This window comes from Pseudomonas viridiflava (assembly GCF_001642795.1).
Lineage (GTDB): Bacteria > Pseudomonadota > Gammaproteobacteria > Pseudomonadales > Pseudomonadaceae > Aquipseudomonas > Aquipseudomonas viridiflava.
Genome location: NZ_LKEH01000017.1, coordinates 108,712 through 129,342 on the forward strand (window position 1 = coordinate 108,712; position 20,631 = coordinate 129,342).

Here is a 20,631-nt window from a genome sequence, read left to right on the forward strand (position 1 = left end):
AGGTGCGCCGTCGCTGCAGAACAGTGACCGGATTTGACGATCCGAACCTTCATTCGCAATCGCGCTGCATGTTGCCTTTGCACTTCCTGTGCTCAAGGTGACTTCATGGCGGCTGTGCGTCGGAGACCTTTGGGTCTGCCGGTGTGCTTGAGTGAAGGCCGGTTCGTCAACCTTCGCACAGCTGCCACCCACTGCGTTTGACGACGCCGGGCAGCTCTTTTACTCAAAGGAGCTTTCACTCATGGACCTGCCACACCCCGCCTCCCCTTGCACCGACTATCTCGAACCCACGGTCTTCATCCGCCATCACCGCATGCTGCGCGCCGTCATGATCGGTGCTCAGGCCTGGTTTCCGCTGTCAGACCTTGCCCGCCTCATGGGCAAGCGCCTGGACGAACGCTCTACGCTGAAGCTCGATGCCGATCAGTCCCGCACGGCGTGGCTGCAGACCCACCAGCAGTGGGAACGTTGCCTGCTGCTCAGCGAATCCGCTGTGTTCGCCATGCTCGTCCACCATTACGTTCCCGAGAACCGCGCTCTGCGTCAGTGGCTGGTTCAGGACGTGCTGCCTGCCTTGCACGCCCGGCATCGCGAAGATTTCGACCATCCGGAATCCTGCCAGATGCGCTGGCAAGGACGCCCGCTGAGCACCCTGCAATGGCACGACGATCTGTGGATCAGGCTGCGCGACGTGCCTGAACTGGTTCAGGTGCAGACAGCTTCACACTCAGCGCCCGAGAAAGGCCCCTGGTGGAAACGGTTGATGACGCAATCCGCGCGATTCAGGGCCTGAAGGCTGTTGTTCCTTGAACGGTCAGTCTGTCGTCTCCGTCGGGGGACACGGTCTGCGCAACAGATACGTATCCATCACCCATCCCTTGCGCTGCCGGGCCTCGGCGCGCAGTTGTTTGATCTGCTCGCACACATCATCGAGCCTGCCTGACACCCGTATCTCGTCCGGGGTGCCCAGGTAGGCGCCCCAGTAGATATCCAGCCCTTTGCCGATGAAACGATCGAATGTGCAATGGGCGTCGAGCATCACCACCGCGTTCTCCGGTGCATCATCCAGACTCGCTGCGAGGCGACGGCCTGTGGTGATCAGCACCGGTTCACCGATGCGGTTCAGCGGTATGCGATGACTGGCGACCAGCGCCTGCACGCTGGTGATGCCGGGAATGACCTGATGCTCAAAGACTTCCCTGCCCCGCGCCAGCACCCGGTCGAGAATACGCAGGGTGCTGTCGTACAGCGCAGGATCACCCCAGACCAGAAACGCGCCTGTCTCGTCCTTGCCAAGCTCATCGGCGATCAGGCGCTCGAACAGGATGGCGCGCTGCTCGTGCCAATGCTCGACGCCGCGTTCATAGCCGCTGGGATCATCTTCGCGGCGCGGGTCCTGGACCTGCACCAGCCGATAGTCGGTGTGAGTGATGTATCGCTCACACATCGTCTTGCGCGATAGCAGCAGATCGTCGTCGGCGTAGCCCTTGTCGAGCAGGAACACTGCGTTCGTCCGGTTCAGGGCATTGATAGCCTGAACCGTGATCTGCTCGGGATCGCCAGCCCCCATGCCGATCAAAAGAATCTGTTTCATCGCGTCCCGCTCCTGCAATGACTGCTGTGAAGAGTGACTGATCCTAAGCGTTTTTTCGGCGTCGGTCGGGCAATGATCTGAAAAATGAGGCACATTAACGCCCTGGCAACCACTGCAAACGGCCACGCCATGAGTAAAACAACAAGAATTGCGGATCCTTCCTATGAATTGATGGACGACCATAACGGCCTGTCGATCATTTATCGCGAGCACGGTTTTCCCTGCCCGCTGGTGCGCTGGCACTTTCACAAGGAATACGAGTTGCACCTGATCGTCGCCAGCTCCGGCAAGGTCTTCGTGGGTGATTACATCGGCAACTTCAACCCGGCCAGCCTGTTCCTGACCGGCCCCAACCTGCCGCACAACTGGATCAGTCAGATCGATGAAGACGAAGTCGTGCCCAAGCGCGACATGCTGGTCAACTTCACCGACGAGCTGCTGGAAAGCGGCAATCAGGTCTTCGCCGAACTCAGAACCCTGGCGCCGCTGCTGGAGCGTGCCCGCTACGGTATCGAGTTTCGCTGCAAGCGCACGATTCGTCAGGCCATGAGATTGATGCAGCGAATCGCCGACTCCAATGGCATCACCCGTCTGGGTCATTTCTTCATCCTGCTGGAACTGCTGGCGGCCAGCGATGACTACCAGTTGCTCTCCGGTACGGCGGTCACTCATTCGGCGGACGAGCACAGCGTCGACCGCACCAACCGGGCGGTGGATTACATCTTCGCCAACTACAGCCGGGAATTGCCGCTGGAAGAAGTCGCCGAGTACCTGGGCATGAAGCCTACGTATTTCTCCAGAGTCTTCAAGCAGGCCACTGGCCGTTGCTTCGTGGAGTTCGTCAATCGCCTGCGTATCAGCAAATCCTGCGAGCTGCTGGCCGATGGCGACAAGCCTGTGACCGACGTCTGCTTCGAGTCCGGCTTCAACAACATTTCCAACTTCAACCGGCGTTTCCAGCAACTCAAGGGCATGACGCCATCGCATTACCGGCGCCTGGCCGTCCAGCGTCTGACCGAACAAAACCTGTACTGATTCGCCCCGCCTCCTCGCCCATCGTCTACGCTCAAACATCGCCAACGCCTGTGACTGGGCGTTCGCGGCGCAGGCACGCTTGCAGACTCACTGCAAAAAAGTATCAGTGGCAGTGCGGTGCAGGATTTGTCTTTCATCGCGAACGCCGTTGTAATCAGTGCACATCTTCCTTCCTCCGGAAGAGACAAAAACAATAACCTGCCTTCTGCAGCTCTCTGGGCGTGGAAGAGGAGTGATCAATGAAGACCTCAGCAAAAGTTCTGCTTGCCAGTACCGTCCTCAGCACCTGTTTCATGGTCAGTGGCACCGCCACTGCCGGAACCGTGACCATCGCCACGGTCAACAACAGCGACATGATCCGCATGCAGCGCCTCTCCAAGACCTTCGAAGAAAAGCACCCGGACATCAAACTCAACTGGGTGGTGCTTGAAGAAAACGTCCTGCGTCAGCGCCTGACCACTGACATCGCCACCAAGGGCGGTCAGTTCGACGTATTGACCATCGGCATGTACGAAGCCTCACTGTGGGGTGCCAAGGGCTGGCTGCAGGAAATGAAAGACCTGCCCGCCAGCTACGAACTCGATGACGTATTCCCTTCGGTGCGTGACGGTCTGTCGGTCGACGGCAAACTGTTCGCTCTGCCGTTCTATGCAGAAAGCTCGATCACCTACTACCGCAAGGACCTGTTTGAAAAGGCAGGCCTGACCATGCCCGAGCGTCCGACCTGGACCCAGATCGCCGAGTTCGCCGGCAAGCTGACTGACAAATCCAAGGAACAGTACGGTATCTGCCTGCGCGGCAAGGCCGGCTGGGGCGAGAACATGGCGCTGATCACCACCGTGGCCAACTCGTTTGGTGCGCGCTGGTTCGATGAGCAGTGGAAACCGCAGTTCGATCAGCCTGAATGGAAGAACGCGCTGAATTTCTACGTCAACACCATGAAGCAATCCGGCCCACCGGGCGCGTCGAGCAACGGCTTCAACGAAAACCTCGCGCTGTTCAACAGCGGCAAGTGCGCCATCTGGGTGGACGCCAGCGTGGCCGGTTCTTTCGTGACCGACAAGACTCAAAGCAAGGTTGCCGATACCGTCGGCTTCACCTACGCGCCGCATGAAGTGACCGACAAGGGTTCATCCTGGATCTATTCGTGGTCCCTGGCCATTCCTGCCAGCGCCAAGAATGCCAAGGACGCTGCCGAGTTCACCCAGTGGGCGACCTCTAAAGAGTACGCCGCGCTCGTGGCCGAGAAAGATGGCGCCTCCAACGTGCCGCCAGGCACCCGCGCTTCGACCTACAGCGATGAGTACAAGAAAGCGGCGCCGTTCGCCAACATCACGCTGGAATCGCTCAAGGCCGTGACGCCCAAGACACCGACCCTCAAGCCAGTGCCTTATGTCGGCATCCAACTGGTCACGATCCCCGAGTTCCAGGCCATCGGCACCAGTGTCGGCCAGCAGTTCTCGGCCGCACTCATTGGCCAGACCTCGGTCGACGCCGCCTTGAAAAACGCGCAGACCTCCACAGAGCGCGACATGAAGCGCGCGGGCTACCCGAAGAAGTAACCGCACGCTGCAGGGCGGGAGATCCATTTCTCCCGTCCTTGCATCAAGATTCTGTGATATCCGATGGGAGCCCCCATGAAAACCTCAGCCATTTCTGATCGTACGGACGCGTCCGGCGAACTGCCCCCGATCAAAAGCCGTCGTTTCAAACCGGGCTGGTTTCTGGTCAGCCCTTCCGTCGCGCTGCTGCTGGTGTGGATGATCGTGCCGTTGGGCATGACCATTTATTTCTCGCTGATTCGCTACAACCTGCTGTCTCCCGGCGACAACGAATTCGTCGGTCTGGAAAACTTCGAATACTTCGTCACCGACAGCGGCTTTCTGCCCGGCGCAGGCAACACCCTGCTGCTGGTAGGCAGCGTGCTGGCGATCAGTGTGATCCTCGGCGTGCTCATCTCGGCGCTGCTGGAAGCCAGTGAGTTCTTCGGTCGCGGCATCGTGCGGGTGCTGTTGATCTCACCCTTCTTCATCATGCCGACGGTCAGCGCGCTGATCTGGAAAAACCTGATTTTCCACCCGGTTTCCGGCGTGCTGGCGGCGGTGTGGAAGTTCTTCGGGGCCGAGCCCATCGACTGGTTCGCCCATTACCCGATGCTGTCGATCATTATTATTGTGTCCTGGCAGTGGCTGCCGTTCGCCATCCTGATCCTGATGACCGCCATGCAGTCACTGGATCAGGAACAGAAAGAAGCGGCACGTCTCGACGGCGCAGGCCCGATTGCAATCTTCTGGCACCTGACCCTGCCGCACCTGGCGCGCCCGATTGCGGTCGTAGTGATGATCGAAACCATCTTTCTGCTGTCGGTGTTCGCTGAAATCTTCACCACCACCAACGGCGGTCCGGGTTTTGCCTCGACCAACCTGGCCTACCTGATCTACATCCAGGCGCTGCTGCAGTTCGACGTCGGCATGGCGTCAGCAGGCGGGTTGATCGCCGTGGTCATCGCCAACATCGCAGCGATCATCCTGATCCGGATGATCGGCAAAAACCTCACCGACAAGTCATGAGGGCCTTGCCATGATGACGCTCAAACAATCACGCCGCCTGCAAAGCCTGTTGCTCGGGACGTTGTCCTGGCTCATCGCCGCGCTGATCTTCTTCCCGATCTTCTGGATGGTCCTGACCAGCTTCAAGACCGAGATCGACGCCTTCGCCACGCCGCCGCAGTTGTTCTTCACACCGACGCTGGAAAACTACCTGCACATTCAGGAGCGCAGTGACTACTTCCACTTCGCCTGGAACTCGGTGCTGATCTCGTTCAGCGCGACGATCCTGAGCATGCTGGTGGCCATTCCGGCGGCCTACTCGATGGCGTTCTTCGAAACCAAGCGCACCCGCGGCACGCTGCTGTGGATGCTCTCCACCAAAATGCTGCCGCCCGTGGGCGTGCTGATGCCGATCTACCTGCTGGCCAAAACCTTTGGCCTGCTGGATTCGCGGCTGGCGCTGATCATTATTTACACGCTGATCAACCTGCCGATCGTGGTCTGGATGATCTACACCTACTTCAAGGACATTCCGGGCGAAATTCTCGAAGCTTCGCGTCTGGACGGCGCCAGCACCCGTCAGGAAATCTTTCGCGTGCTGATGCCGATCTGCAAGGGTGGCCTGGCCTCCACTGCACTGCTTTCGCTGATCCTGTGCTGGAACGAAGCGTTCTGGTCCCTGAACCTCACCTCGTCTGCCGCTGCGCCACTCACTGCGCTGATCGCATCCTACTCAAGTCCCGAAGGGCTGTTCTGGGCCAAGCTGTCGGCTGTCTCGACGCTGGCATGCGCGCCGATCCTGATCTTCGGCTGGATCAGCCAGAAACAACTGGTTCGCGGTCTTTCGTTCGGCGCCGTCAAATAGCCCCGGCCTACAGAATAAAAAGGAGTCCATCATGGCTAACCTCTGCATCAGAAATCTGCAAAAAGGCTTCGACGGTCACCAGATCATCAAGGGCATCGACCTGGATGTGAAAGACCGTGAATTCGTGGTTTTCGTCGGTCCGTCGGGCTGCGGCAAATCCACCCTCCTGCGCCTGATCGCAGGCCTGGAAGAAGTGACCTCCGGCACCATCGAGCTCGATGGCCGCGACATCACCCAGGTGACCCCGGCCAAGCGCGATCTGGCGATGGTGTTTCAGACCTACGCGCTGTACCCGCACATGACGGTTGGCAAGAATCTGTCGTTCGCGCTGGATCTGGCTGGCGGCAACAAGGACGAGATCAAGAAGAAAGTCGATGAGGCCGCCCGGATCCTGGAGCTGGGACCGCTGCTTGAGCGCAAACCCAAGCAGCTGTCCGGCGGTCAGCGTCAGCGGGTCGCGATTGGCCGCGCCATCGTGCGTAACCCCAAGATATTCCTGTTCGACGAACCGCTCTCCAACCTCGACGCCGCGCTTCGCGTGCAGACTCGTCTGGAGCTGTCGCGCCTGCATAAAGAGCTGCAGGCAACCATGATTTACGTGACCCACGATCAGGTTGAGGCGATGACTCTGGCCGATAAGGTGGTGGTTCTCAATGGCGGTAAGGTCGAACAGGTCGGCTCTCCGCTGGACCTGTATCACCACCCGGCCAACCTGTTCGTGGCAGGCTTTCTCGGCACGCCCAAAATGGGCTTCCTCAAGGGCAGGATCAGCCGGATCGACAGCGGCAGTTGCCAAGTCGAGCTGGACGCGGGCACCACGGTCAGCATGCCGGTCAGCCGCGCAGGTCTGGCGGTTGGCGCTCAGGTGACGCTGGGCATCCGCCCCGAACACCTGGACATCGCCCAGAGCGGCGATTGCCAGTTGCAGGTGATTGCCGATGTCAGCGAACGCCTCGGCAGCGACACGTTCTGCCACGTGCGCACCCGCTCGGGAGAGGCGCTGACCATGCGTATTCGTGGTGATCTGGCCAGCCAGTATGGCGAGACGCTGCACCTGCATCTGGACAGTGCCCACTGCCACCTGTTTGACGCTGATGGTCTGGTGATCCCCAAAGCCCTGCAGACCGCTGCCGCCTGAGTCCTGGAGAGTCCTGTCATGAAATTGAAAAAACAGAACCTGTCGCGCCTGGGCGCCGACATCGACGTACCGGCCTATTCCGCGACTGACACCCGTCAGGGCATCGCGCACATCGGGGTCGGCGGTTTCCACCGCGCCCATCAGGCGTTTTACACCGATGCGCTGATGAACACCGGCGAAGGTCTGGACTGGAGCATCTGCGGTGTCGGGCTGCGTCCCGATGACCGCGCGGTGCGCGACGCCCTCGCGCAGCAGGATTACCTGTACACACTCTATGAACTGGGCGACACGCCGGACACCAAGACACGCGTCATCGCGTCGATCAGCGGCATGCTGCTGGCCGAGGACAGTCCGCAGGCGCTGATCGACAAACTGGCCAGCCCGGACATCCGTATCGTGTCGCTGACGATCACCGAAGGCGGCTACTGCATCGACGACAGCAACGGTCAGTTCATGACCCACCTGCCGCAGATTCAGCATGACCTTGCCAATCCCGCCACGCCGAAAACCGTGTTCGGCTTCCTGTGCGCCGCACTCGCCCGCCGCCGCGCCGAAGGCACGCCTGCGTTCACGCTGATGTCCTGCGATAACCTGCCGCACAACGGCGCGGTCACACGCAAGGCGCTGCTGGCCTTCGCCGCCCAGCGCGACGCCGATCTGCACGACTGGATTGCTGACAACGTCAGCTTTCCCAACGCGATGGTTGACCGCATCACGCCAATGACCAGCGCCGCGCACCGATTGAAGCTGGCCGACGAGAAGCACATTGACGACGCCTGGCCGGTGGTCTGCGAACCGTTCGTGCAATGGGTGCTGGAAGACAAGTTCGTCAACGGCAGGCCAGCCTGGGAAAAGGTCGGCGTGCAGTTCACCGATGACGTGACGCCTTACGAGGAAATGAAGATCAAGCTGCTCAACGGCAGCCATCTGGCCCTGACCTATCTGGGCTTTCTCAAGGGCTATCGTTTCGTACACGAGACCATGAACGATCCCCTGTTCGTGCGTTACATCCGCGCCTACATGGACCTCGACGTCACGCCGCAACTGGCATCGGTGCCCGGCATCGATCTGGAAGGCTACAAGGACACGCTGATCGAGCGTTTCTCCAATCAGGCGATTGCCGACCAGTTGGAGCGGGTCTGCTCGGATGGCTCGTCGAAATTCCCGAAATTCACGATTCCGACGATCAACCGGTTGATCGTCGATCAGGGCAATCTGGAGCGGGCATCGCTGGTGGTCGCCGCCTGGGCCTTGTACCTCAAGGGCAAGGATGAAAACGGTGCGGTTTACAGCATTCCTGACCCACGCGCCGATTTCTGCAAAGGCCTGGTCGCCGACGATGCATTGATCACCGAACGTCTGCTGCAGGTCGAGGAAATCTTCGGCCTGGCTATTGCGCAGTCTGCACCTTTCGTGGCGGCGTTCGAGCAGAACCTGGCCGATCTGCGCACGCTGGGCGTCAGCGGTACCCTGGAAAAACTACTGGCCAAGAGCCTCTGAGGGACACCCATGTTTCTTGGAATCGATTGCGGCACCCAAGGCACCAAAGCCTTGCTGCTCGATACACAGACAGGTCGCGTGCTGGGCGAAGGCTCGGCACCCCACAGCCTGATCAGAGATCATCACGGACGTCGCGAGCAGGACGTCCAGCAATGGCTCACAGCCTTGCAGCACGCGGTCGGCGAAGCGCTCGCTCAGTCCGGTGTTTCAGGACAGGATGTGAAGGGCATCGGCATCTCCGGACAGCAGCACGGCTTAGTCCTACTCGACGCGCAGGGCCAGGTGCTGCGCCCGGCCAAGCTTTGGTGTGACACTGAAAGCGCTCCGGAAAATCAACGTCTGCTGGACCATCTGGGCGGCGAAAAAGGCTCACTGGAGCGCCTGGGACTGGTCATCGCGCCGGGCTACACGGTGTCAAAGCTGTTGTGGACCAAGGAGCAACACCCGGAACTGTTCGAGCAGATTGACAGGATCCTGCTGCCCCACGACTACCTGAACTACTGGCTGACCGGCCGCTGCTGCACCGACTACGGCGACGCCTCGGGCACCGGTTATTTCAATGTGCGCACGCGCGAATGGGATTTGCCGTTGCTGGCCCATATCGACCCGAGCGGACGCCTTGAAAAGGCACTGCCGCAGTTGCTGGACGCTGAACAGGCGGTTGGCACATTGCGGCCCGAGATTGCCCAACTGCTGGATCTGAACCCGCAGGCCCTGGTGTCCAGCGGCGGCGGTGACAACATGATGGGGGCGATTGGCACCGGCAATATCCAGCCGGGGTTGATCACCATGAGCCTGGGTTCCTCCGGCACGGTGTACGCGTTCGCCGATCAGCCTGCGGTCAGCGAGCACGGCTCGGTTGCGACCTTCTGCTCGTCGTCCGGCGGCTGGCTGCCGCTGATCTGCACCATGAACCTGACCAACGCCACGACGGCCATCCGCGAGCTGTTTGCGCTGGACATCGCGGCGTTCAATACGGCCGTTGCCAGCGCACCGATCGGCGCTGAAGGCGTGCTGATGCTGCCGTTCCTGAACGGCGAACGCGTCCCCGCCCTGCCCGATGCCACCGGCAGCATTCTCGGTCTGGACAGCACGAATCTGAGTCAGGCCAACCTGTGTCGGGCGGTGGTGGAAGGCACGACGTTCGGCCTGCGCTACGGGCTTGATCTGCTGCGCGCCAGCGGCATCAAAAGCGAGAGCATCCGCCTGATCGGCGGTGGCTCGAAAAGTCCGGTATGGCGGCAGATCGTGGCCGACATCATGGATACGCCAGTGGTCTGCACACGCTTGGCAGAAGCCGCTGCGCTGGGCGCGGCGATTCAGGCAGCGTGGTGCTGGTCGACGGCCAAGGGTCAACCCGACAGCCTGCAGGACCTGTGCGAGCGTTGCGTGAGCTTGGACGCTGCCAGCGAGACACGACCGATTGCGCAGAACGTCGTCGCCTATCAACAGGTCTACCAGCACTACCAAGATCAATTACGAGCAGTTTGAACCTGCCTTTTTCACGGAGCACCTATGTTTCTGGTTTGCGGCGAAGCCCTGTTCGATATTTTCACCCGCGCCGACACTGGCAGCGCGCTCAATAAGCTGGGGTTTGACGCCATCGCCGGCGGCTCACCCTTCAACGTTGCCATCGGCCTGCGCAGACTGGGTGTGGAATCTGCCCTGTTTGCCGGTCTGTCGACGGATTACCTGGGTCGCCGCCTGCGCGCAGTGCTCGATGACGAACAGGTCAGTGCCGAGCATCTGATTGAATTCGACGCGCCTACCACGCTGGCCATGGTCGCGGTCGGGGCCGACGGTTCGCCCACCTACAGTTTCAGAGGCGACGGTTGCGCCGATCGCCAGTTACGCCTGGAACATTTGCCCAGACTCGACGACAAGGTACGGGGTATTCATGTCGGCTCGTTCTCACTGGTGGTGCAGCCGATTGCCGATACGCTGCTGGCCCTCGTGGCCCGGGAAAGCGGCAAACGCCTGATTTCCCTGGACCCGAACGTGCGCCTCAATCCGGCACCGGATATCCAGCGCTGGCGCTCCCAGATTGCGGCATTCGCCGAGCATGCGCACATGATCAAGGTCAGCGATGAAGACCTGCACCTGCTGTATCCCGACCGCGACCCCGAAACCATTGCAAAAGGCTGGCTGAACCGGCACACGCACATGGTGATCGTGACCCGTGGCACGCAGGGCGCAAGCATCTTCACCCGCGAGCACGGCACCTGGTCGATCCCGGCAAAGAACGTCGTGACGGTGGACACCGTGGGCGCAGGCGATACATTCCAGGCAGCACTCCTGACGTTCCTGACCGAACGCCAGCTGGATACGCCAAAGGCGCTGTCGGAGCTTACGAAGGACATGCTGGACCAGATGCTTGATTTTGCAGCGAGTGCAGCGGCGCTGACCTGCACACGGGTCGGGCCGGACCTGCCCTATCGGGAACAGTTGCGCTGAGTGGGGACGACCAAGGTATCAACCGAAACGTCCAGATGATCAGACCCAATGGGACGCAGAGCGTCCCGGGCGGCATGCCAACGCGGAGCATTGGCACGATCAGTTTCAGTCCCCCCCGATACAGATCGTTCCCACTCTGCGCTCATCGTTATACACCAGCCTGGAAGGCGCTCAAACGGGGCCCAAACAAAAGTGTCTGACTGAATACGTACCCGTGGGAGGCGTGCTTGAGATCACGCTGATCGTTCCTACGCTCCGCGTGGGAATGCCTCCCAGGACGCTCCGCGTCCGNCGAATGTGGCGCAGATGTGTGCCCAAGCTCCAGCGTTATCCACGTCATTCGCTCGGCTGACTGAGTCCTCAGTCTGTGCCATTTGTGACGCGGAGCGTCACGGGAGGCATGCCCACGCGGAGCGATGGGCNTTCAGTCACGTCTCTCAGGACGCTCCGCGTCCCGGTTTCACGCGCAACTACCTGAACGCCCAAAACCCAGGCAAAAAAAATCGCGAGTCAACTTGCTCTCACGTGTACGTGAAAGCGAGCCGGCTCGCGAAATCATGGGTGCAACCTATCGGGATGTCAGGCCAACAAACCGGCCTTGATGCCCCGGATGCGCGTATTGATGTCATCCGCAACATCGTTCTGCTTGTCCTTGAGGGCGTCCTGGACTTTCTGGTCGATCGTCAGTTGATCCTCAGGCTTCATCGCGGTGTATTGCTGCTGGGTGATGCCAGTCAGTTTTTCCCGCACTTTCTCTTCAGCCGTCTGCTTCAGGGTGTCCATGAATTTCTGGACCCCCGTCGCAGCGCCATCGGCAGCGCCGACACTGGCAGCATTCGCGCCGGTGACGCCGTTATCGCGATCAGCGGTCTTCTCGGAAAGCGACGTATCCGCCCCGCTCTTGAGATTGACCATCATCCGTGCAAACGATTCGTTGTAGCCACTGTTGCTCTGCGCGTCATCCGTGGACGCAGCGTTGGCGGTTTGCGAGGTGACCGGAAACGCCCCGTTGCCAAGGCCCGCTGCGGCCATCGCACCGAACGAATCCTGCGACACCTCGCCCAGCGTCTTGCGCCCTATGGCTCCAACAGCATGGGAAACCAGCTGTTCGAGCCCACTGTTGCCAATAATCATCTTTCACCTCCTGATGACGTGATGCGCTTGTACACCAGCAAGAGCGGTGCCAACTACCGAGATCACCCTAAACCCATGATTCCTATGGCATGGCGACTAAAGGCAGCGGCAGAAAGATGACGTTTACCCGCCAGCGCTTCCAAATCACGTCAAACGCGGCAACGTGTTGCCGTCAATGGGTCGTCTGGCCCTGAGCGATCTGCAACTGTTCCAGCGGCAGCGGGCCTGCGAGGTAGTAGCCTTGCGCCTGCCCCGCGCCCATCTCGCGCAGCAGTTCCAGCGTCTGACGGTCCTCCACGCCTTCGGCGACGACGGTCAGGTCCAGCGACTCTGCCATCCGTACAATCGCCCGCACGATGGCGCGGCTTCGGTCACTGGTGGTCAGTTCGAAGATGAACGACTTGTCGATCTTCAACCCGCTGAAATGGTACTGGTGCACATAGCTGAGAGAAGAAAACCCGGCACCGAAGTCATCCAGCACCACTGACATGCCCTGGTCGGCCAGCTGCTTCATGGACAGACGCGCCTGTTCGGGATCTGCCACCAGCGCGCCTTCAGTGAGCTCAAGGCACAATCTGGCCGGAGACACGCCGGACTCGACCAGCATGGAAAGCACTTCGCCTGCGAAAGCCGGTCGGGTAATGCTGTAGCTGGAGCAGTTCACATGGACTGGAGGCAAGTGTGCGTTGGCCGGATCGGCCAGAATCGCGATGACCTGCCTGAGCATGTACAGGTCGAGACGGCCAATCAACCTCAGGCCCTCCAGCGCGGGCAGGAAGCACTCGGGCGTCAGCACCTGCCCGTCAGGCTGACGCCAGCGAATCAACGCCTCCAGCGCCAGCAGCCTGCCGGTTTCCAGGCAGGTGATGGGCTGGAAATAGGGAATGAGCTGATCAGTGCGTTTCAGCGCGGTCCGCAACGCGCCTTCCTGATCCATCTGATCCGAGACCTGACGGCGCAGTGCCTGGTTGAAAACTGCACAGCCATCACGTCCGCCGTTCTTCACTGTGTACATTGCCGTGTCGGCATCGCGCAACAGATCAGCAGGCTCCTTGTGGAACTCACCGTCAGCCCCGACGACGCCGATACTGCAGGAGGTGAAGACCGTGTGTTCGTCAATCACAAAGGGCGACTCGAACGCCGTGAGAATCCGTTGAGCGATCCCGACCCCCGTGCTCAATCGCGCGCCAATCCCCAGTACGGCGAACTCGTCGCCGCCCAGGCGGGCCAGCAGGTCACCCACGCGCATGCAACTGCGTAGACGCTGGGCCGCCTGAATCAGCAACAGATCGCCACAATGATGCCCGAGGCTGTCGTTGACGATCTTGAAGCGATCCAGGTCGATGAACATCACCACCAGCGCACGCCCCCGGCCGCAGAACTCCTCCCAGGCCAACTGCAATCGTTGCTGCAAATGGCTGCGGTTGGGCAAACCGGTCAGTGAGTCATGAGCGTTTTCGTGCTGAAGCCTTGCATTGAGCTGATCCAGTTCGCGAGTCCGGTCGAGCACCCGCGCCTCCAGACGCAGGTTGGCGGTATGAATCGCCTCGGCAGCGCTGCGGCGCGAGAGGGCCGTATCAATATGCCGGGAAACGAAGGTCAGCAGGTCCTGATCGCGCAAGGTGTAGCTGACGTGGCGAGAATAGCTCTGGACGGCCAGAACACCCCGCACCTCCTCCGCCTCGAACAGCGGAATACCCAGCCAGGAGGTCGATCGGTTGGTCTGGTTCTGTACTTCAATCTCGCCCGCAGCTTCGAGCCTGAGCGCGTCTTTGCTGTCGATCAGGCATGGACGGCGCTGGCGAATGACATATTCGGTGAATCCGCGTTGACCACGCCGGGGCGCAGGTGACTGCGTCAAACGCTCGTCAATGTAATAGGGAAAGGTGACCTCACCCGTGGCTTTGTCATAGAGCGCGATGTAAAAGTTGAGCGCCACCAGCAGTTCACCCACGATCATGTGCAGGCTCTGGAACAGCTCGTTCATGTCTCCGGGACGGCTGGACAGTTCGGCAATCTGAAACAGCGCACTTTGCAGGTGCTCGGCACGCTCGCGCTCGGCCACTTCCAGACGTAAGGCATCGTTGGCGGCGGACAGTTGCTGGGTGCGTAACAGCACGGTCTGTTCAAGGTGGGCGCGGTGCAACAGCCGGTCCATTGCCATGGCCACATGCCGCGAGACCACTGAAAACAGCGCCCGGTCCTGAACGCTGTAGACACGGGACACATCGTAGACTTGCATGGCGACCATGCCGAATACTTCATCCGACGCGTTTTTCAGCGGCGCGCCCATCCAGAACTCCGGACGACGCCCTCTGCACCTGAAACGGCCAGCCGCTTCTGCCTCTTCGATGCCCGCCGCATCGAGAAACATGGACTGCCCCTGGGTCAGCACATAGCCGGTCATGGAAATATTGGCGGGTTCAAGGTATTCGAAGGTTTCCGGGGCCATCGCCTCATCGTCGAAACGGTCGATGTAATAGGGATAGGTGATCTTGCCGGACTGGCTGTCGTACAGCGCCAGGTAGAAATTCTCGGCGTCGATCAGCGTACCAAGCTGCTGGTGAATCCCTTGCAGCAGCGTGCCTCGCTCGTGGGTCGAGCTGGCCAGCAGGCTGATCTCGTACAGCGCGCGCTGGGTGCTCTGCGCCCTGACCAGTGCAGCGCTCTGCAACAGAGAGCCCAGTCTGACCGCGAGATCTGCAAGTTCCGGTTTGTGCTGTTCGGCCAGCGGTGCAAGCAGCCAGCCCAGCGCCTCTTCACCCCGGCCTGTCGCCCACCGATGTACCTGACCTTCGTTACAGAACGACTCAAATCGGCCAACGGGAATGTGCTCTGGCCAATCGTAATGAAGCGCGCCCTGCCCCAGCAGACGCTTCTGCTCGCCCGCCACATAGAACGCCCAGGGCACGCCGGGGACCTGTTGGCGTGCCACAGCCATTAACTCATCGATGGCCTGATGACTGGACAGCCGGTCACGACGGTCGCGCAGCGTATCGCCGGGAGCGACGCTGTCGTTGGTCTGGCGCAGGCAGGAGGCCAAAGGGGGTACAGTCATGTCAACACCAGATCCAGAAACCGACGGCGAATATAATTGACGCTTCCGGCCAGAGTTGGCAGTGCGCTGTCACATTAAAGCAGCAATTGTGATGCAAGGATTGTACCTGCAAGTCGGCATGCTGGGCGCGCCGAACATCGCTGTGAGCGCGGCACTATTTCATGGTTTTTCGGGTCAGAGAGTGTTCCCGCAGCAGGCAACATCGTCTTTTGCGCACTATGCTGGCCTGCGCTTTCTTCGCCAAACACATACTGGACAGGTGATCGCAATGATCAAGACTTACAGCTATGCAGCCCAGGCTGCCACCGACAAGCTCGCACCTTATCAATTCGAACGACGCGCTCCGGGCGCCGACGATGTTCAGATCGACATCCTGTACTGCGGCGTCTGCCACTCTGACCTGCACACTGCGCGCAACGAATGGCACAACACGCTTTATCCATCGGTACCAGGCCATGAGATCGTCGGCAAGGTGACTGCCGTGGGTGCCAATGTCACCAAATTCAAGGTAGGTGATCTGGCGGGCGTCGGCTGCATGGTCGACAGTTGCCAGGCATGTCAATCCTGCGAAGAGCATGAAGAGCAGTACTGCGAAAAAGGCTTCACCGGCACTTACAACGGACCCGTCTTCGGCGGTGAGAACACCTTCGGCGGCTACTCGGACAAAATCGTCGTCAAAGAGAAGTTCGTGCTGCGCATCGCGCCCGACCAGAATCTGGCAGCCGTTGCACCGCTGCTGTGTGCGGGCATCACCACCTACTCGCCGCTGAATCACTGGAAGGTCGGTCCAGGCAAGAAGGTCGGAATCGTGGGCCTGGGCGGTCTGGGTCACATGGGCGTAAAGATTGCCCACGCCATGGGTGCTCATGTGGTGCTGTTCACCACGTCACCCAAAAAACGCGAAGACGGCCTGCGTCTGGGTGCAGACGAAGTCGTGGTTTCAAAAGACCCGGATGAGATGGCCGCCCACATCAACAGCCTGGATTTCATCCTCAATACCGTTGCAGCGCCTCATGACCTGGACGCCTTCCTGTCCCTGCTCAAGCGCGACGGCACCATGACACTGGTCGGCGCGCCAGCCGAGCCCCATCCTTCACCTGCGGTATTCAACCTGATCTTCAAACGCCGCAGCCTGGCAGGCTCGTTGATTGGTGGCATTCAGGAAACCCAGGAGATGCTGGACTTCTGTGCCAAACACAACATCGTGTCCGATATCGAAGAAATAGCCATGCAGGACATCAACGAAGCCTACGAGCGGATGCTCAAGGGTGACGTGAAGTATCGTTTTGTGATTGATATGGCAACCCTCAAACAGGAAGCTGCTGCAGCCTGATCCTGAATGGCGGTCTGACTGGCGACATGCCAGCCAGACCACTGCTGTCAACCCGATGCAAACCATAACGTGCGGTCTTGTCCGCCCTCGTGACAGGCCTCGGCCTGACGGCGCAAATTCGTGCACGCCATTTGTTCACGCATACTATTTCCAGCACCGTGGAGCCAAGACGAACGCCGTCGAACCTTTCGTCTTCTGACCCTGTGCAGCTCGTCCCCAGAGCGTTGACACGCACTTTTTTGGGGCGCGAAATAGTTGCTCGATTGAAACGCGCCAACTCAATGGACGGAGAATGACACATGGCTAATATCAAGATTTTAGCGGGTGATTTTCTTCAAGGTGATGGGGAATACCGTGCTGGCACCATCACTCTCGTAACTCCCCTCTTCCCGTGGCCGGGTATCAGCTTCAAGCACAACGACATCAAGTCAGTCGAAATGGCCAGCCAGGCATCCAGTAAAAAAATCGACGGCGCTATCGGCTACGGTCTCGCGGGCGCGCTGGTGCTCGGGCCTGTAGGCGCGGCAGCAGGCGTCATGCTGGCCGGCGAGGAAAAGGAAATAACGTTTCTGACGACGTTCAAGGACGGCAGAAAAATACTCGCAGCCGCAGACGACAGGACCTATCAAAAGCTGTCGCAGCATATCGCTACACGAGGTCTCGCCAGGCATCACTGAAGCCAAGGGGCCGAGAACTCAATGACTCGGGCGATCGGCCCCTCTTCAACTACGCTTAATTCATGGCACTGATTGTGCTCCATTCACATAAATGAACTTTTTATTACAATTTAGTGACTACCACTTGCTGCTTGCCGGTCTCAAGTTCATGAAGTCCTTGCAGATATTGATGGTGAGGGACGCTTAAAGGTGAACGGATATGAAAGAACGAGCGACAGTCATCTGCAAGCGAGACGGACAGATCCTCTACGTGCGCAAACCGAAATCCAAATGGGCCTTGCCGGGCGGCAAGGTCGAGCCCGGAGAAACCCCTGCACAGGCAGCGGTGCGTGAGCTGAATGAAGAAACAGGCCTGGAAAACCTGGAGCTGCGTTATTTGGCCGAATATGAAAAAGACCGGGTGACCCATCATGTGTTCATCACTCTGGTGCCCGACTCCAGTGAAGCCAAACCCCAGAACGAGATAGCCGCCTGCAAATGGCTCGCCCCCAAGAACGTCAGCGACCTGAAGGCGAGCCCGGCCACCAAGTCCATCGTCAAATCATTTGCCCGACAAGGGTGAACGCAGCCTTCAATGCGCCCAGCGGCTGGCGCATTGAAGGCAAGCCCTTGCCCATCTCGGAAAACGCGCACACAAAAAAGGGCGACCCTTTCGGATCGCCCTTTTCGTTACCGCCCAGCAGAGCGGATTTTGTTTGGTAGGCGCGATTGGACTCGAACCAACGACCCCCACCATGTCAAGGTGGTGCTCTAACCAACTGAGCTACNCGGCATTCTACGGATATTCAGATGGGTGTCAATGGCTTTTTTTGCAGTAACTCTCTGAATATGCGGATTATTTGACTGGGCCGATTGCGCTGGGAAACGAAAAAAGGGCGACCCTCTCGGGTCGCCCTTCTCATTACCGCCCAGCAGAGCGGATTTTGTCTGGTAGGCGCGATTGGACTCGAACCAACGACCCCCACCATGTCAAGGTGGTGCTCTAACCAACTGAGCTACNGTGCATCCTACCGGCTTTAATCTTCATGTCAATCAGTTTTTACCGCTAACCCTATGAATTAACGATGTTTTTGCCAAGAACGAAATGAAAGGTCTTTTCGCCTTACGCTGGCAGAGCGTTTCCATCTCGGGTAGGATCGGCACACTCGTCAAGAATATTAAACGGAGCTTCAGGATGGCCAACACGCCTTATCCGCAGTCCTATTACGCCGCGTCGGCCAATCCGGTGCCTGAACGCCCCGCCCTGCAAGGCGAGGTCGAGACCGATGTGTGCATCATCGGTGCTGGTTACACGGGACTCTCCAGCGCGCTGTTTCTGCTGGAGAACGGTTTCAAAGTGACCGTACTTGAGGCGGCGAAGGTCGGGTTCGGCGCGTCGGGTCGCAACGGCGGACAGATCGTCAACAGCTACAGCCGTGACATCGACGTGATCGAACGCACGGTCGGTCCGCGACAGGCTCAGTTGTTGGGGCAGATGGCGTTCGAAGGCGCGGCGATCATTCGTGATCGCGTCTCACGCTACGGCATCCAGTGCGACCTGAAGGATGGCGGTGTGTTTGCCGCGCTGACAGGCAAGCAGATGGCTCACCTTGAAGCGCAGAAACGGCTGTGGGAACGCTACGGCCATTCGCAGCTGGAGCTGATGGATCAACGCCGCATCAATGAAGTGGTGAATTGCGAGCAATACATTGGCGGCCTGCTGGACATGAGCGGCGGCCACATTCACCCGCTGAACCTGGCGTTGGGCGAAGCGGCTGCGGTGGAAACGCTGGGCGGAACGATCTATGAGCAATCCGCCGCGATTCGCATCGAGCGTGGCGCGAATCCTGTGGTGCATACCGCACAGGGAAAGGTCCGCGCCAAATTCATTATCGTCGCGGGCAATGCCTATCTGGGTAATCTGGTCCCGGAGCTGGCAGCCAAATCCATGCCGTGCGGCACTCAGGTGATCACTACCGAACCGCTGGACGAAGAACTCGCCAGGACGTTGCTGCCACAGGACTATTGCGTAGAAGACTGCAATTACCTGCTGGACTACTACCGCCTGAGCGCCGACAAGCGCCTGATCTTCGGCGGCGGCGTGGTGTATGGCGCGAGGGATCCGGCCAACATCGAAGCCATTATCCGCCCGAAGATGCTCAAGGCGTTCCCGCAGCTCAAGGACGTGAAGATCGACTACGCGTGGACCGGTAATTTCCTGCTGACCCTGTCCCGCCTGCCTCAGGTCGGACGGCTGGGCGACAACATCTATTATTCACAGGGTTGCAGCGGCCATGGGGTCACTTACACCCACCTGGCGGGCAAGGTACTGGCCGAGGCGCTGCGCGGTCAGGCCGAACGTTTCGATGCGTTCGCCGACCTGCCGCACTACCCATTCCCCGGCGGACAGTTGCTGCGCACGCCCATGACTGCGCTGGGTGCGTGGTACTACAGCCTGCGTGATCGACTGGGCTTCTGACGGTTCATGAAAAACGGCGCCTTACAGGGCGCCGTTTTCATTCAGGCTGTCTATTTCATTTAACGGCGCGATTCAGCGTTCGGGTCGCCTCACCTGCCGCCTGTTCCTGCCCGGCCTGCGACAGGTCGGCGGCCGCCTTCAACCAGCGCTGCGCATCGACTTGCGCAGGCAGCTGGCGTGGCGACTGGATCAATACCGCCCAACTGCCGGCGTTTTTCCAGGCCGAGTCGAAACTGCTGAAACTCATGGTGTAGCGCCGGTCTATGCCCGCGCTGAGCAGGACGGTTTCTTTCACCCGGTTGTAGCCCACCAGAACAGCATAGCGTGGCGCTTTCCAGAATGCCGAGCCCTGGGAAAACCGCAGCATCACCGGATAGCCAGCCGACACCTGAACGAGCAACGCCTGCAGGTCGTGATCCAGCGGATACACCATGAAGCCGTACTCGCGGGCGACGCGGGGCATGTTCTGCTCCAGACGATCTTCGGCGCCCGGCAGCTGCAGAGGCTTGTCCAACAGACCTGGCGTGGTCTGTACCTGCTGATTGGCAAGCATGCTCGCCAGCGCACCCGGCCCGCTCTGATACGCGTTGCCACGGAAGAACGGCACCGAGTTGAGCTCCACACGATCAGGCAGGCTCTTGATCTGCGGTGTGACCATCGAGGAGCAGCCTGACAGACACAGAATCAGTGCAGCCAGCAGCAATGAACCCCTGGAACGGACAGCGCTTGAAAGAATGCGTAACGGCAACATGTTCACTCACTTCAACTGACATCGAGCAATCACCACTCGATCTGAACGCTGATGATAGAGCCCGTGAGAGACCGGGTATAGCCTT

General features: G+C 59.7%; 17 protein-coding genes and 2 tRNA genes. 13 read left to right on the forward strand and 6 right to left on the reverse strand.

Annotated elements, in window-relative coordinates:
* Positions 1 to 241 precede the first annotated feature (241 nt).
* Positions 242 to 793, forward strand: coding sequence for a BRO-N domain-containing protein (locus tag AO065_RS01640; protein WP_004884906.1), 552 nt, complete (start codon positions 242 to 244; stop codon positions 791 to 793).
* A gap of 21 nt (positions 794 to 814) precedes the next feature.
* On the opposite strand, the gene cobF is transcribed toward AO065_RS01640, so the two are convergent.
* Positions 815 to 1,594 carry a precorrin-6A synthase (deacetylating) gene (gene cobF / locus AO065_RS01645; protein ID WP_004884905.1) on the reverse strand — a complete coding sequence of 260 codons (780 nt, stop codon included), beginning with the start codon at positions 1,592 to 1,594 and terminating at the stop codon, positions 815 to 817.
* A gap of 129 nt (positions 1,595 to 1,723) precedes the next feature.
* Here cobF and AO065_RS01650 point away from each other — a divergent pair, with 129 nt between their 5' ends.
* From AO065_RS01650 to AO065_RS01685, 8 genes are all read left to right on the forward strand, one after another.
* Positions 1,724 to 2,629: an AraC family transcriptional regulator gene (locus tag AO065_RS01650; RefSeq protein ID WP_004884903.1), complete on the forward strand. Its 906-nt coding sequence runs from the start codon at positions 1,724 to 1,726 to the stop codon at positions 2,627 to 2,629.
* Positions 2,630 to 2,868: 239 nt separating this feature from the next.
* The gene (locus AO065_RS01655; RefSeq protein WP_004884902.1) at positions 2,869 to 4,191 is read left to right on the forward strand and encodes an ABC transporter substrate-binding protein; all 1,323 of its coding nucleotides are present in this window, start codon (positions 2,869 to 2,871) and stop codon (positions 4,189 to 4,191) included.
* A 75-nt stretch (positions 4,192 to 4,266) separates the two neighbouring features.
* Positions 4,267 to 5,199, forward strand: a complete 933-nt coding sequence (locus tag AO065_RS01660; RefSeq protein WP_004884899.1) for a carbohydrate ABC transporter permease — start codon at positions 4,267 to 4,269, stop codon at positions 5,197 to 5,199.
* 10 nt (positions 5,200 to 5,209) lie between these two features.
* Positions 5,210 to 6,043, forward strand: a complete 834-nt coding sequence (locus tag AO065_RS01665; RefSeq protein WP_004884895.1) for a carbohydrate ABC transporter permease — start codon at positions 5,210 to 5,212, stop codon at positions 6,041 to 6,043.
* Between the two features lie 31 nt (positions 6,044 to 6,074).
* The gene (locus AO065_RS01670) at positions 6,075 to 7,181 is read left to right on the forward strand and encodes an ABC transporter ATP-binding protein (RefSeq protein WP_004884892.1); all 1,107 of its coding nucleotides are present in this window, start codon (positions 6,075 to 6,077) and stop codon (positions 7,179 to 7,181) included.
* An 18-nt stretch (positions 7,182 to 7,199) separates the two neighbouring features.
* Positions 7,200 to 8,681 carry a mannitol dehydrogenase family protein gene (locus tag AO065_RS01675; protein ID WP_004884891.1) on the forward strand — a complete coding sequence of 494 codons (1,482 nt, stop codon included), beginning with the start codon at positions 7,200 to 7,202 and terminating at the stop codon, positions 8,679 to 8,681.
* A 9-nt stretch (positions 8,682 to 8,690) separates the two neighbouring features.
* Entirely contained in the window at positions 8,691 to 10,172 is a 1,482-nt protein-coding gene (gene xylB, locus AO065_RS01680; protein WP_004884889.1) for a xylulokinase, read from the forward strand.
* A 24-nt stretch (positions 10,173 to 10,196) separates the two neighbouring features.
* Positions 10,197 to 11,135 carry a carbohydrate kinase family protein gene (locus AO065_RS01685; protein WP_004884886.1) on the forward strand — a complete coding sequence of 313 codons (939 nt, stop codon included), beginning with the start codon at positions 10,197 to 10,199 and terminating at the stop codon, positions 11,133 to 11,135.
* Between the two features lie 579 nt (positions 11,136 to 11,714).
* On the opposite strand, the gene AO065_RS01690 is transcribed toward AO065_RS01685, so the two are convergent.
* The gene (locus AO065_RS01690; protein WP_004884879.1) at positions 11,715 to 12,269 is read right to left on the reverse strand and encodes a hypothetical protein; all 555 of its coding nucleotides are present in this window, start codon (positions 12,267 to 12,269) and stop codon (positions 11,715 to 11,717) included.
* 172 nt (positions 12,270 to 12,441) lie between these two features.
* Positions 12,442 to 15,327, reverse strand: a complete 2,886-nt coding sequence (locus tag AO065_RS01695; RefSeq protein WP_004884877.1) for a bifunctional diguanylate cyclase/phosphodiesterase — start codon at positions 15,325 to 15,327, stop codon at positions 12,442 to 12,444.
* 268 nt (positions 15,328 to 15,595) lie between these two features.
* Here AO065_RS01695 and AO065_RS01700 point away from each other — a divergent pair, with 268 nt between their 5' ends.
* From AO065_RS01700 to AO065_RS01710, 3 genes are all read left to right on the forward strand, one after another.
* Positions 15,596 to 16,660: an NAD(P)-dependent alcohol dehydrogenase gene (locus AO065_RS01700; protein WP_004884875.1), complete on the forward strand. Its 1,065-nt coding sequence runs from the start codon at positions 15,596 to 15,598 to the stop codon at positions 16,658 to 16,660.
* Positions 16,661 to 16,959: 299 nt separating this feature from the next.
* A complete protein-coding gene (locus AO065_RS01705; RefSeq protein WP_004884873.1) occupies positions 16,960 to 17,337 on the forward strand; it encodes a hypothetical protein in 378 nt (125 codons plus the stop codon).
* 199 nt (positions 17,338 to 17,536) lie between these two features.
* Entirely contained in the window at positions 17,537 to 17,899 is a 363-nt protein-coding gene (locus AO065_RS01710; RefSeq protein ID WP_004884871.1) for an NUDIX hydrolase, read from the forward strand.
* A 134-nt stretch (positions 17,900 to 18,033) separates the two neighbouring features.
* Here the strand turns inward: AO065_RS01710 and AO065_RS01715 are convergent.
* Both AO065_RS01715 and AO065_RS01720 read right to left on the reverse strand, forming a co-directional pair.
* Positions 18,034 to 18,111, reverse strand: a tRNA-Val gene (locus AO065_RS01715).
* 154 nt (positions 18,112 to 18,265) lie between these two features.
* Positions 18,266 to 18,343 (reverse strand) — tRNA-Val (locus AO065_RS01720).
* Between the two features lie 168 nt (positions 18,344 to 18,511).
* Here AO065_RS01720 and AO065_RS01725 point away from each other — a divergent pair.
* Entirely contained in the window at positions 18,512 to 19,795 is a 1,284-nt protein-coding gene (locus AO065_RS01725; protein WP_004884863.1) for an NAD(P)/FAD-dependent oxidoreductase, read from the forward strand.
* Positions 19,796 to 19,850: 55 nt separating this feature from the next.
* Here the strand turns inward: AO065_RS01725 and AO065_RS01730 are convergent, their stop codons facing one another.
* Positions 19,851 to 20,453: a peptidase C39 family protein gene (locus AO065_RS01730; RefSeq protein ID WP_412778555.1), complete on the reverse strand. Its 603-nt coding sequence runs from the start codon at positions 20,451 to 20,453 to the stop codon at positions 19,851 to 19,853.
* Positions 20,454 to 20,631: the final 178 nt, after the last annotated feature.